General features: G+C 61.3%; 13 protein-coding genes. 10 read left to right on the top strand and 3 right to left on the bottom strand.

Annotated elements, in window-relative coordinates:
* The first annotated feature begins 313 nt into the window (after nucleotides 1–313).
* A complete protein-coding gene (locus BLU01_RS02265; protein WP_092270256.1) occupies nucleotides 314–886 on the top strand; it encodes a histidine phosphatase family protein in 573 nt (190 codons plus the stop codon).
* Nucleotides 886–1,641 (top strand): precorrin-6A synthase (deacetylating), encoded by a 756-nt coding sequence (gene cobF, locus BLU01_RS02260; protein ID WP_092270253.1) that lies wholly within the window; start codon nucleotides 886–888, stop codon nucleotides 1,639–1,641. The genes BLU01_RS02265 and cobF overlap by 1 nt, the downstream gene beginning before the upstream one ends.
* A 108-nt stretch (nucleotides 1,642–1,749) precedes the next feature.
* On the opposite strand, the gene ftrA is transcribed toward cobF, so the two are convergent.
* Nucleotides 1,750–2,724: a transcriptional regulator FtrA gene (ftrA, locus tag BLU01_RS02255; protein ID WP_092270250.1), complete on the bottom strand. Its 975-nt coding sequence runs from the start codon at nucleotides 2,722–2,724 to the stop codon at nucleotides 1,750–1,752.
* Between the two features lie 101 nt (nucleotides 2,725–2,825).
* On the opposite strand from ftrA, the gene BLU01_RS02250 reads away from it, so the two are divergent.
* Nucleotides 2,826–3,251: a rhodanese-like domain-containing protein gene (locus tag BLU01_RS02250; RefSeq protein WP_092270247.1), complete on the top strand. Its 426-nt coding sequence runs from the start codon at nucleotides 2,826–2,828 to the stop codon at nucleotides 3,249–3,251.
* Between the two features lie 428 nt (nucleotides 3,252–3,679).
* A complete protein-coding gene (locus BLU01_RS02245; protein ID WP_092270244.1) occupies nucleotides 3,680–4,459 on the top strand; it encodes an ABC transporter substrate-binding protein in 780 nt (259 codons plus the stop codon).
* Between the two features lie 109 nt (nucleotides 4,460–4,568).
* On the opposite strand, the gene BLU01_RS02240 is transcribed toward BLU01_RS02245, so the two are convergent.
* Together BLU01_RS02240 and zapE are read right to left on the bottom strand one after the other, a co-directional pair.
* On the bottom strand, nucleotides 4,569–5,882 hold the full coding sequence (locus BLU01_RS02240; RefSeq protein WP_092270241.1) for a leucine-rich repeat-containing protein kinase family protein: 1,314 nt from the start codon (nucleotides 5,880–5,882) through the stop codon (nucleotides 4,569–4,571).
* 126 nt (nucleotides 5,883–6,008) lie between these two features.
* Nucleotides 6,009–7,166 (bottom strand): cell division protein ZapE, encoded by a 1,158-nt coding sequence (gene zapE, locus BLU01_RS02235; RefSeq protein WP_092281426.1) that lies wholly within the window; start codon nucleotides 7,164–7,166, stop codon nucleotides 6,009–6,011.
* Between the two features lie 319 nt (nucleotides 7,167–7,485).
* On the opposite strand from zapE, the gene BLU01_RS02230 reads away from it, so the two are divergent.
* From BLU01_RS02230 to BLU01_RS02205, 6 genes are all read left to right on the top strand, one after another.
* Nucleotides 7,486–7,980 carry a Csu type fimbrial protein gene (locus BLU01_RS02230; RefSeq protein ID WP_092281424.1) on the top strand — a complete coding sequence of 165 codons (495 nt, stop codon included), beginning with the start codon at nucleotides 7,486–7,488 and terminating at the stop codon, nucleotides 7,978–7,980.
* 195 nt (nucleotides 7,981–8,175) lie between these two features.
* Entirely contained in the window at nucleotides 8,176–8,670 is a 495-nt protein-coding gene (locus tag BLU01_RS02225; RefSeq protein ID WP_231987154.1) for a Csu type fimbrial protein, read from the top strand.
* A gap of 20 nt (nucleotides 8,671–8,690) precedes the next feature.
* On the top strand, nucleotides 8,691–9,227 hold the full coding sequence (locus BLU01_RS02220) for a Csu type fimbrial protein (RefSeq protein ID WP_092270235.1): 537 nt from the start codon (nucleotides 8,691–8,693) through the stop codon (nucleotides 9,225–9,227).
* A gap of 4 nt (nucleotides 9,228–9,231) precedes the next feature.
* Nucleotides 9,232–9,732: a Csu type fimbrial protein gene (locus BLU01_RS02215; RefSeq protein WP_092270232.1), complete on the top strand. Its 501-nt coding sequence runs from the start codon at nucleotides 9,232–9,234 to the stop codon at nucleotides 9,730–9,732.
* 42 nt (nucleotides 9,733–9,774) lie between these two features.
* The gene (locus tag BLU01_RS02210; RefSeq protein ID WP_092270229.1) at nucleotides 9,775–10,548 is read left to right on the top strand and encodes a fimbrial biogenesis chaperone; all 774 of its coding nucleotides are present in this window, start codon (nucleotides 9,775–9,777) and stop codon (nucleotides 10,546–10,548) included.
* 136 nt (nucleotides 10,549–10,684) lie between these two features.
* Nucleotides 10,685–13,042 carry a fimbria/pilus outer membrane usher protein gene (locus BLU01_RS02205; RefSeq protein ID WP_092270226.1) on the top strand — a complete coding sequence of 786 codons (2,358 nt, stop codon included), beginning with the start codon at nucleotides 10,685–10,687 and terminating at the stop codon, nucleotides 13,040–13,042.
* The last annotated feature ends 10 nt before the right edge of the window (nucleotides 13,043–13,052 follow it).

Below are 13,052 nucleotides of genomic sequence, written 5' to 3'. Positions count from 1 at the left end.
GGCTCCTGCTGGATGGGTGTGTCGGTTTTATTTCACAATTCGCCAAAACAGTATTTATGTAATACACGCTACATGTCTAGCGGATTTTTCACGCAATCGGATTTGCGCATGAGATGGGAGCAAACACCCGTGTTCCGGGGGCTACGTAGATGTCGACACAGCGTGTAGGACATTGACCATAGGCATGTCGGAGATCATCCTTTCAGCCACTGAATTTGCCAAAGGTTTGTGGGTTGCGGGCACTTCTTGCGGCACAATCCCCCGATCGTTGGCGGCGTGTTGCCGTTTGGTTTTCCATCAAGAGTAATCACCCGTGCAGGCGACCCGTTTGACCCTGATCTGCCACGCCCGAACCGTCGCACAGAAACTCGCGCGTTTTCCTACGGACGAATCGGTGGAAATCGATTGGCAATCGGCGAAGTCTTGCCGTCGCGATGCATCCGACGTGGCACCAATTCTCTTGTGCGGCCCCGAGGCCCGGACCCGGCAAACCGCCGAGCTGTATGGCAACGATGCGCAAGTCGTCGAAGCCCTGCGTGATTGTGATTTCGGTCGTTGGCAGGGCCAGCGCCTCAGCGATCTGCAAAAGCATGAGCCTGAAGCGCTCAGCGCTTGGCTCGACAACGCGGATTCGGCGCCGCACGGTGGCGAGTCGGTAAACCAACTCGGCGCACGTGTTGCGGCATGGCTTACCACGCTGGAGGCGCAACCGGGCCAGGTGATCGCGGTCACTCATCCTTATGTTATTCGCGCCGCACTGGCGCACGTGCTGCAAAGCCCGGCGACCCACCTGATCGATGTCGAGCCGCTCTCGGCGCTCGAATTGCGTTTCACCGGGCGCTGGCGGCTACGCTTGATGGGCACTGCTTTTGAAGGAGCAATTTGATGAAAACCTTGCTGGTCATCGGCATTGGCGCCGGCAACCCGGACTACATAACCATGCAAGCGGTGAAAGCGCTGAACCGCGCCGACGTGTTTTTCCTCATGGACAAGGGCCAGAGCAAAGACAAGTTGATCGACCTGCGCCGCGAGATCTGCGAACGCTACATCACCGATCACGATTATCGTTTTGTCGAAGCCCACAGCCCCGAGCGCGAGCGTGGCGATGTGGACTACAAGACCAGCGTCGAGGAGCTGAACCTGGCCAAGCAAAACACCTTCGAACGGCTGATCAACGAGGAAATGTCCGACGGCCAATGCGGCGGTTTCCTGGTGTGGGGCGACCCGGCGTTGTACGACAGCACCGTACGCATCCTGCAATCAATCCTCGATGCCGGGCGTTGCACCTTCGAGTTCGAAGTGATCCCCGGCATCACCAGCGTCCAGGCGTTGGCGGCGCAACACAAAGTGCCGCTGAACCGCATTGGCCGCTCGATTGAAATCACCACCGGCCGGCGACTGGCGGCGGGGCAGGTGAGTGAGGCGGACAGCGTCGTGGTGATGCTTGATGCCGAAGATTCCTACCATCACGTGGCGGATCCGGAGACGCAGATTTACTGGGGCGCCTACCTCGGCACGCCAGATGAAATCCTCATCTCGGGCAAGCTCAAAGACGTCGCGCCGGAGATCGAGCGGGTACGTAAAGCGGCGCGGTTGGCGAATGGCTGGATCATGGACACGTATTTGCTGCGCAAGCTTTGAAACTTCAGGTGTCTGCGCGAGGCTGTTCGCGGGCAAGCCTCGCTCCTACACGGGAATGCGCTGACTCTGTAGGAGTGAGCTGCTCGCGATTGGGCCAATAAGGTCACCTCAGGAAATCGTCGTGACCTCCCGCCCGAACCGCTCTCGATACACCGACGGCGGCACCCCGACCACGCTGCGAAACGCCACCCGAAAACTTTCCACGGACCGGTAGCCACAGCGCTCGGCGATCTGTTCGGTGTTGGCGCTGGTGCTTTCGAGCAATTCCCGCGCTCGGGCCAGGCGTTGGTGTTGCAGCCAGGTTTTCGGCGACAGGCCGCTGGCCTCGGTAAAACGCCGCAGAAAGGTGCGTTCGCTCATCGCGGCTTCACTGGCGAGGTCGCGCACTTCCAGCGGTTGGTGCAAACGCTCGCGCGCCCATTGCATGACCCGGGACAAATCGCTGCGGGGCGAAGCGCTGACCGGCGCCGGAATAAACTGCGCCTGACCGCCGGTGCGTTGCGGCGACATCACCAGGCGCCGCGCCACCGAGTTGGCGACTTGCGTGCCGAAGTCGCGCGCCACCAAATGCAAACAAGCATCGATGCCCGCCGCGCTGCCGGCCGAGGTGATCAACTGGCCCGAATCGACATACAGCACGTCCGGGTCCACCAGAATGTTCGGAAAACGTTCCGCCAATTCGCCGGTGTAGCGCCAGTGGGTGGTGGCGCGGTGACCGTCGAGCAGGCCAGTGGCCGCCAGCACAAACACCCCTGAACAGATCGACAGCAACCGCGCGCCGCGCGCATGTGCCTGGCGCAACGCAACCAGCAACACCTCTGGCACCGGCGCCTGGCGGTCGCGCCAACCGGGGACGATGATGGTGCGCGCGGTTTCAAGCAATGGCATGCCGCCGTCGGCCAGCACCTGGATTCCACCCATGGCGCGCATCGGCCCGTCATCCACGGCAACGATCTGGTGCTGGTACCACGGGAAATCGAACTCCGGCCGGGTCAGGCCGAAGATCTCCACGGCGATGCCGAACTCGAATGTGCAGAGGCCGTCATAGGCCAGAATCGCGACCAGTCCTGGGGTGTTGGGCATTTGGCGGAAACTTCCCGGTAAGTGTCTTGTGCGCCACTGTAGCGGCAAGTGTCTGGCAGATAAAGTTTGCCTACACCTACCGCTACCAAGGACTACACACCATGACCAGTCTGGTTCGCCAAATCCCCGCCGCCCCGTCCGCGATTGCCCTCATGCATTTCAGCAATCGTCTGACGTTTGAAACCGATTGTTCCGACGTCTATGGCAGCCAGGAGGCTGGCGAGGTGGATTTCGTGCTGGTGGATACGCGCGGGCCATCGGCCTACCAGCGCGGGCACGTGCCGGGGGCGATCAACATTCCGGGGCGATTGATGACCGCCCAGACGCTGGCGGCTTATCCCGCGTCCACGTTGTTTGTGGTGTATTGCGCCGGCCCGCATTGCAACGGCGCAAACAAAGCCGCAGTCAAACTCGCGGCGCTGGGTTACCCGGTCAAGGAAATGATCGGCGGGGTTACCGGGTGGCTGGATGAAGGGTTTGCGCTAAGCGTTGACGCGGTTAGCGGGGCGATTGGCTGCGAATGCTGACCTGCCAATAAACGATGACCTGCCATAAAACGATAACCCTGTAGGAGCGAGGCTTGCCCGCGAAGAGGCCGTCAGATCCAACACCAATGTTGGCTGACACAACGCCTTCGCGGGCAAGCCTTGCTCCTACAGGGGCTCGTCGTGTTCGACATTTATGTTGGCTGACACACCGCTTTCGCGGGCAAGCCTTGCTCCCACAGAGGCTGGTCGTGTTCAACACCAATGTTGGCTGACACACCGCCTTCGCGGGCAAGCCTCGCTCCTACGGGTGTGTGGGTAATACTTGGTTTTTTCTATAAGTATTTGTCGCTTATAGATAATTGGCTGGCCCAAAGCCACTCTAGACTGCGGCCACTTTCGATCTTCATCCATCGAAACTGCCACTCTAAAGCTGCCAATAAAAACCTCCGCACACCATGGAGTTATAAATGAACAAGCTAGTGATGTTTGGTGCCCTGGCACTGTCGATGTTGTCCCTCAGCGCTGTGGCTGACGATGCCAAGCCGATCCGCATCGGCATTGAAGCCGGGTATCCGCCATTCTCGATGAAAACCGCTGACGGCAAACTCGCCGGTTTCGACGTGGACATCGGCGATGCGCTGTGTGAGCAGATGAAAGTCAAATGCGTGTGGGTCGAGCAAGAGTTCGACGGCCTGATCCCGGCGCTGAAAGTGAAGAAAATCGACGCCATCCTGTCGTCCATGACCATCACCGATGACCGCAAGAAAAACGTCGATTTCACCATCAAGTACTACCACACGCCGGCGCGCTTCGTGATGAAGCAAGGCACCGACGTCAAAGACCCGCTGACCGAACTCAAAGGCAAGAAAGTCGGCGTACTGCGCGCCAGCACCCACGACCGTTTTGCCACGGAAGTGCTGGAACCCAAAGGCATCATCCTGGTGCGTTACGGCTCCCAGCAGGAAGCCAACCTCGACATGGTCTCCGGTCGCCTCGACGCAATGCTGGCCGACTCGGTCAACCTTGACGACGGTTTCCTGAAAACCGACGCCGGTAAAGGTTTTGCATTCGTCGGCCCGACCTACGAAGACGCCAAATACTTCGGCGGCGGCGCGGGCATTGCCGTGCGCAAGGGCGATAAGGAATTGGCGGACAAATTCAACACCGCCATCACTGAAATCCGCGCCGACGGCAAGTACAAGCAGGTTCAGGACAAGTACTTCGATTTTGATGTTTACGGCCAATAATCCAGCCGTTTAAACCAGCCTTACCAGGCGTATAGGGTTTGATGAAAAGTGGCAATCGTTGAGGCGATTGCCACTTTTTTTTGCCCGCTGGCCCATCAATGTGCAGCGGTTACAGGTCCTTCAGTTCGCGCACGATCTCGCTGAACCCCGGCCGCGCCAGCACATCCGGCTGACAGCAACGCTGTTGCAAATCCTCCAGCGCCAGACGCTGTTCAGCACTCAACCCCGAATCAATCCGCGCCAGCAATTCCCCCAGCAAGACGCCAAACGCGCGCACTTCGATGCGTTGCAGCGCGCGGCTCTCAACGCTGTCGCCAGTGGCATGAAAAGACGCCGCACCAAAGTCCCCCAACAGACAATCACCGTGCTCATTGCACAAAATGTTGTGGCCGTACAAATCGCCGTGGGTGATGCCTTGCCGGTGTAAATGCGCGGCCACCGCAGCAATGCCACCGGCGATGCGCAACGCCACTGCTGCGGTAAAACGTGTGTCGTCGCGGTAAACATCCCGCGAACACGACGCCAGGCTCGGCAGCCCCGCGAGATTGCGATAACTCGGGTCGATCAACTGCATTACCAACCCAGCCTGCGCCTGCGGATGCTCGACAATTCGCCCTTCAACACGGATCAGGTTGGGGTGCAGGCCGGCGGTGATACAGGCATTCATCTCGTGCAGCGGCGAGCCATCGCTGGTCATCTCACCTTTATAGAGTTTGACCGCGACCTCGCTGGCCGGTTGATCCGGGCGCTGCCAGGTGGCGCGATGAATTACCCCCGACGCGCCTTCACCCAATTGCTGTTCCAGACGCAACTGCGACCAGGCAATGCTCGATGTCTCTTCGAGCGCAGCGGCGTTGGCTTCGGTTTCCAGCGGATTGCCGGCGTACGCCAGCCAACTCAGCGCCGGCAGAGTCAGCAGCCATTCAGGCAGTTCGCCGAGTTGGTTGGCGGCGATGCGGATCAGTTCGAGCTGATGGCAATCGCGCAGACTCTCGGGCAACTGTTGCAAGCGATTGCCGGCCAGCATGAGTTTTTGCAGGTGCGGGCGCTGGCCCAGTTCGCTCGGCAACTCGCTGATGCGATTGTCGGTCAGGATCAACCAGCGCAGCAGCGGCGGCAGGGCGGCGCCGGGCACGTGTTCGATGCGATTGGCCTTGAAGCCGACCATGCTCAGCGCCGCGCATTGGCCCAGACACGCCGGCAGTTCGCTGAAGAGGTTTTCGGAGCAGAAAATGATGCGCAATTTGTGCAACCGATGCAGGTCGTCCGGCAGGCTGCGCAAGGCGTTGCCACTGAGGTTGAGCACTTCCAGCGAATCGGCGAGGTCGAAGATTTCCCGGGGGAATTCGCTGAGGCCGCAGGACAAGTCGAGGCGGGTGATGCCGGCCAGTTCACCGGCCTGCAATTGGGCAAGGGTATTCATCAACGGGATTCGCTATTGATCGTGGCGTCGGGCGCGCGGCCCGGAGAATGGGCTGCATGATAGCGGGAAGTTGGTTTGCCGGTCAGGCCGGTTTCGCGAGCAGCCATCCCGCAAAAAACCGCTCAGTCAAACAACCTCGCGAACCTCGACCAACTGCCCCAACCGACTGCGCGTGCGCGCCAGATCAATCGCATCGCCGCCCAGGCTTTCATGCAAGGAGCGCTGTCCGAGCAACACCAGGTGTTTGTCCTGATCGTACAAAACGTCGATCAGGTTGATGAATCGCTGCTGCGCTGCAATCGAACACTCGGCCAGGCAGGGCAATTGATCAATCACCCAGTGATCGAAACGCCGACACAATTGCAGATAATCCATCACCGCGGTCGGCTGATCGCAGAGGTCGCTGAAGCTGAAGCCGACCGTGCTGCCGTGGCAAAACCACGCCGGCATTTGTCGCGTGCCGACCGTCAGTTCCAGGGGCTGCGCGCGGTCCGGCAGGTGCAGCGCTTGCCGCTGCTGCGGCGTCGCCGGCCAGACATATTGGCCGTGGGTAAACACCTGCAAATGATCGGTGCACACCTGGCTGCGGTAATCATGCGGGCCGCCGACTTCCAGGACTTGCATGCGCGTGTTGATCAGGTCGATCACCGGTTTGAAACGCGCGTGGTACAGCGGATTCGGCAACAGGCCTTCGGGCGGGTAGTTGGACGTCACCAGCAGCAGAATGCCGCGGCGGAACAAGGCTTTGAACAGCCGGCTGATCAGCATCGCGTCGCCGATGTCATGCACGTGAAACTCGTCGAAACACAACACCCGGCAATCCTGCAACAGCGTGTCCAGCGTCGTTGCCAGGGCATCGTTGTGCTCGCGATTGTCGAACATGCCTTGATGCAACCGGGCGAAGAATTCATGGAAGTGCAGACGTTGTTTTTGTTCGATCGGAAGGGCCTGGAAAAATCCGTCGAGCAACCAGCTCTTGCCGCGCCCGACTGCACCATGCAAGTACAGCCCGGGCAGGGTTTTCGCCGACGATCCGAGCAAATGGGTGGCGTGCTGCGCCATGCAGTCGATCACTCGTTGCTGGCTGTGGCTGAGGGTGTAGCCCTGCGCAAACGCTTTGTGCTGAAAGTAATCGTGAATCAACCGTGGGTTGCCGGGCGACGCCGCTTTGCCAAATAGTTTTTTGCCCAACACCTTATCGCCGAGCAGCGCTTTGCCGAACAAGCGGCGCAACGCGGGCCAGCGCGGTGTCTTTTGCGGACGGTTTGGCGGTCGAACAGCCACGATAAATAGCACCCCGGAAATCAGCAGACCGGCGCTTGGAGCGTCGGCGGCGTAGTTTAACCAAAGGGTGAATTGTCCTGCCACGCGCGCAGGGGTAAACGATGCCTGGTTGTACGAGAAACTGCGGTGTGGACAGCTATTTTCCCGCCGTTGTACCGCAGCTTCTTCAACAAATCGAAACAAATCCCCGCCACTTTGCTGGATCCAATTGCCGCGAATAACTGGCGAAATTTCGTTCGCTGGCTAACCTGATTTTCAGGAGCCACCCCTTACAAGGATTGGGGCAGTGAAAGGATTTTGGATTTTCGTGGTGTTGGGCATGCTGCTCGGCACGCCGATATTGGCCGCAGAAATGCAGGTGCAAGTGCGTGTCGATGTGCTGCGCGGCTGTCAATTGGTCGGCCAGCAACGCAGCGCGGGCATCGAGCAATTGGGTGTGCTGGATTTCGGCAGCACGGCGCGTCTCGACGACCCCGCCGGCCCGTTGAGTGCCGCCCTGATCAGTTCGCGCCTGCCGCGACTGGAGTGCAATCCGGACACTCCGTATCAATTACGCGTCGATGGCGGCCAGCATGGCGGCGTCGGTGACGTGCGCTACATGGCGGGAGCCAACCAACAGAGCAAACCCATCCCCTATCGGCTCTACCAAGACCCGGCGCGGCGCATTCCGCTGGCGGTGGATGTGCCGGTGAGCGGGCGCGTACCGGACAGCGGTTCGGTGGATTTGCCTTTGTATGCACGGATCGAACGGCTGGCGGAAATTCCGCATGTCAGCCGTTACTCAGACTTGGTGAAGGTGACCGTCACCTGGTAGCAGGCGCTGTTTTGATTGCTCCCGCCGAGTCGGGTAGCGCAGGGAAGGGGACGATGCCGGTTGATCGTCCGGGGTTCGACACCAGAGGGAACTGGGTTTGGCGCTGACTGACAAGCACTGGAAAATTTTCGCCGCAGGCGCGTTTACGCCACAGGCGCTCTTTTTGCCGCATGCGCTCTTCTTGCCGCAGGCGCACTGTCGTTGCTGGCCGAGCCTGCGTATGCGCTGGTCAGCGGGCAGATCCAGGCGCGGCTGACGATCATTGCCGGCTGCGAAGTCAACAATGGCACGCGTCCCGACCTGCCGGTCGGCGACCTCGGCAGCCTCGATTTCGGCCAGCAGGGGCCGACCTGGACCAATCCGATCAAGGCCAGCCTCAGCGACAACGGCAGCGGCACGCTGAATGTCGCCTGTAACCCTTCGGTCACCGGGTTCACCGTCACCATCGACGGTGGCGCCCACGGCGACGGCGCCACCCGACGCCTGAGCAACGGCCGCCAGACCCTCATTTATCAGTTGTTCCTCGATGCTTCCGGCACACAGGGCTACAGCATCGGCCAACAACACAATTTCGCCGTGACCAACGCAGAGCAGATACCGATCCCGGTATATGGCGCGGTGGTGGCGAATACCCGCGCGGTTCCGGCCGGTGTCTATACCGACACCCTCACGGTAACGCTCGATTGGTAACCCCGTAGAGGACGGACACCATGCACATGTTTGCATCAAGGATCGGTTTGTCATTGCTCAGCCTGACGCTGGCCTCCAGCGCCATCGCGGCCACCACGGTCACCGGCCAGATCACCTCCAGCCTGACGCTGATCAGCAGTTGTCAGGTCAACGGCGCCGGTGGCACCACGGGGCTGAACTTCGGTGCGCTGGACTTCGGCGTCGCCAACAGCCTGTTCACCGAGGCTGACGCGCAGGTGTTGGGCGGTGGCGGCGGAGGGCTGTCGATTCTGTGCTCCAGCGGCACTATCCCGGCGGTCAAAGTGCGCGCCGGCAGCCATGACGGACAGTCGCCCGGCGGCACCCGCGCGCTGGCCGATGGCGGCGGCAACTTCGTGCCTTACGACCTGTACACCGACGCCGGGCACTCGCAGATTCTTGCCATCGACGGCGTGATCAACCTCGCCGCCAGTACCGGCGTGGCGCAGACCGTGAATATCTACGGCAAGGCAGTCGGCAAGGCCGGTTTACCCGCCGGCACCTACACCGACACTGTTGCCGTCGAACTGACGTTCTAGTGCCATGGCTCGCCAGGGATGGCCGACGCTGGTTTTGCTGTGTGCGGGCAGCCTGCCGTTGCCGCTGGCGGCGGTGACCAGTCAGAGCTTTCAGGTCAGCGCGACGGTGACGGCCGGGTGCCTGGTGGTCGGCGGTGTGTCGAATTACGGCAGCCTCGACTTCGGCAGTCGTTCGGCGCTGGCCACCGGTGCGGTGCAAGTGGCGTTGAGCGGTGGCGTGCAGTTGCAGTGCACGCCGGGCGTAACCCTGAACATGAGCGTCGATGGCGGCCAGTACAACAGCAGCGGTCGCCATTTGCAGCTGAGCACCGGGAGCAATCGCGTGGCGTATTCGTTGTTTCGCGATGCGGCATTCAGCCAGGCGCTGGGCGTCGGCCAGAGCGTGGCGGTGGCTTACACCGATGCCAACAACATCCGCTTGCCGATTTACGGGCAGGTGCAGTTGCCGGGCAATCAGCCCGGTGGAACGTACAGCGATGTGTTGCAGGTGCAGCTGTCGTGGTGATGCAGTCTTGGTAGTGCAGTGATTTCAACAAGGAGCAGGCACATGGCTTCACAGGTTTTGCGCGCGGCAGCAGTGGCGCTGATGTTCTTCGGGATTGCCAGGGCGCAGGCCGCCAGCTCGGTGCTGATCTGGCCAATCGATCCAGTGCTGGAGGCCGATCAACAGGCTAGTGCGTTGTGGCTGGAAAACCGTGGCAGCGAGACGGCCAACTTGCAGATACGCGTATTTGCCTGGAGCCAGAACGGCTTCAACGACCAGTACCAGAACCAGCGTGATGTGATTGGCAGCCCGCCAGTGGCGAAGATCGAACCGGGGCAAAAACAGCTGGTACGGCTGACCCGGACCAAGGACGTCCCGCCGGGGCAGGAACTGGCTTATCGGATCATCATCGACGAGATTCCTTCGGCCACGCCGCCCGCCGCCGAGGACGGCAAGACGGCTGCGGCGATTCGCTTCCAGATGCGTTATTCAGTGCCGTTGTTCGCTTACGGCGCAGGGTTGTGGAGCAAGGAAGACGCCAATCGCCCGCGTGATCCCAAGGGGGTCGGTTTGCCCGACTTGAGTTGGCGCACGGTGGCGGTCGATGGCCGCTCGTATGTCGAAGTGCGCAATCAGGGCGCGGTGCATGCGCGGTTGACCGATGTGGCGCTGAAGCAGGGCGGGCAAAGCAAACCGCTGGTGGAAGGGTTGCTCGGTTACGTGCTGCCGGGCGCGGTGATGCGCTGGCCGGCGCCGGGACCGCTGGCCGGGGAATCGGCGTTGCTGGTGCGGGTAAACGGGGCGAGCCAGGTGCAGAGCATTTCGCCACTGCGCTGATATCACGGCGTTCGAGCTGTTGTGGCGAGCGAGCCTGCTCGCGCCGGGCTGCGAAGCGGCCCCTGCACTGACGACCCGGTTTCGCCAGACAGGCTGAACAAGGAGGACAAGGTCCATTGACGGACGTAAAACGCGAATGAGCCCCGCTTGGGCTCGCAGTTTGCAAAGTCCGATCCGGGCGGCAATCTGCGTGTGTTGGCTGCTGATCGTCCCGCGCACCGAGGCCGGCGATTTGCCGCCGCCGCCCAGCGGCATGGAGGCCGTGGCCGATGCACAGTTGTTTCTGGAGTTGGTGGTCAATCAGATGAATACCGGACGCGTGGTCGCCGTCGATCAGCGTGGCGGGCGCTTCTTTCTCCCGGCCTCGGCCTTAAGCGCGAGCGGCATCAAGCTGCCGGAAAACGTCGATGCCGACGTCGATCTCGACAGCTTGCCGGGCCTGCACAGTGAGTACGACAGCACCGGCCAGCGGCTGCTGGTCAACGTGCCGCCGGAGTGGTTGCCGGAGCAATTTGTCGGCAGCCGCGAAGCCTACCCGCGCACCCCGGCGCTGAGCAGTTTCGGCGCGTTGCTCAACTACGATCTGTACCTCAACGACACCGACGATGCCGGCACCTACCTCGCGGCATGGAACGAACTGCGGCTGTTTGACGGTTGGGGCACGCTGTCCAACACCGGGCAATACCGCCAGACCTTGTCGGGCAACGCCGTCAGCACGCTGAATAACGGCTACCTGCGCTACGACACCACGTGGCGTTATTCCGATGACGAGCGACTGCTGACCTACGAGGCCGGCGATCTGGTCAGCGGCGCCTTGCCCTGGAGCAGTTCGGTGCGCCTCGGCGGTTTGCAACTGTCGCGCGACTTTGGCGTGCGCCCGGACCTGGTGAGATACCCGCTGCCGCAATTTGCCGGGGAAGCGGCGGTGCCGTCCTCGGTCGATCTGTTCATCAACGGCTACAAATCCAGCAGCGCCGACCTGCAACCGGGGCCGTACACGCTGACCAATATCCCGTTCATCAACGGCGCTGGCGAGGCTGTGGTGGTTACCACCGACGCCTTGGGTCGCCAGGTTTCGACCACGGTGCCGTTCTACGTCACCAGCAGTTTGCTGCAAAAAGGTCTGAGCGATTTTTCCGTGGCCGCCGGTACGTTGCGGCGCAACTATGGCCTCAAGGATTTCGGTTACGGTTCCGGCGTCACGTCCGGCAGTTTGCGTTACGGCGTCAGCGACAACTTCACGCTGGAGAGCCACGCCGAAGCATCGCAAGCCCTGACCCTCGGTGGTCTCGGCGGTAATGTGCGCCTGGGCAATTTCGGCGTGCTCAACACCGCACTCAGTCAAAGCCAGTTCGACGGCGAAAACGGCCAGCAGTTGAGCCTTGGTTATCAGTACAGCAGTCAGCGTTACAGTTTTTCTTATCAGCGGCTGCAACGGCATGAAAACTACGCCGACCTGACGGTGGTCGACAGCCCGTACGCGACCCTCAGCAAGCGCAGCGAGCAAGCGACCCTGAGCCTCAATCTCGACACGTGGGGCAGCCTCGGCGTCGGTTATTTCGATGTGCGCGCGGCGGACGATTCGCGCACCCGTCTGCTTAACCTGACGTGGAGCAAACCGCTGTGGCGCAACACCAGTTTCTACCTGTCGGGCAACCGCGAGATCGGTGACAGCAACTGGGCGCTGCAGGCGCAACTGGTGATTCCGTTCGACCTGCGCGGCAGTCTGGCGATCAGCAGCGAACGCAGCAAAACCGGGCAGAGTCAGCAACGCGTCAATTACAGCCGCGCGGTGCCGACCGAAGGCGGGGTCGGTTTCAACCTCGGTTATGCGCAGGGCGACGGCCCGGCATACCGGCAGGCCGACCTGACCTGGCGCCTGCAATCGGTGCAATTGCAGGCTGGCGTTTACGGCACCAGCGAGGCTGAAACCCGCTGGGCCGACGCCAGCGGTTCGCTGGTGTGGATGGACCGTCAGGCGTTCGCCGCCAATCGCATCGACGACGCGTTTGTGGTGGTCAGCACCGACGGCTACGCCGATATTCCGGTGCGCTACGAGAATCAGCAGGTCGGCCAGACCGATCGCAATGGCCATCTTCTGGTGCCGTGGAGCAGCGCTTATTACCGTGGCAAATATGAAATCGATCCGCTCAACCTGCCGGCCAACGTGCGCAGCCCTAATGTCGAACAGCGGATTGCGGTGCGCCGCGGCAGCGGTTATCTGCTGGAGTTTCCGCTGCAACGGGTGGTCGCCGCGAGCATTGTGCTGGTGGACGCGCGGCAGCAGGAATTGCCGCTGGGCAGCGGCGTTGTGCATGAGCAAAGTGGCGCGCAAACCGTGGTCGGTTGGGACGGGCTGGTGTACCTGGAAAACCTTCAGGCGCAGAACCGTTTGCGCGTGACGCTGGCCGATGGCAGCCACTGTCAGGTGCAATTTGCCGTGGACATGCAGCAGGCGCAGATCCCGTTGATCGGGCCGCTGGTGTGCCAATGATCAGGCCAAT

It is taken from the genome of Pseudomonas prosekii, assembly GCF_900105155.1.
GTDB classification, from domain to species: Bacteria; Pseudomonadota; Gammaproteobacteria; order Pseudomonadales; family Pseudomonadaceae; genus Aquipseudomonas; species Aquipseudomonas prosekii.
This window is presented reverse-complemented; position numbering and strand designations above follow the sequence as displayed.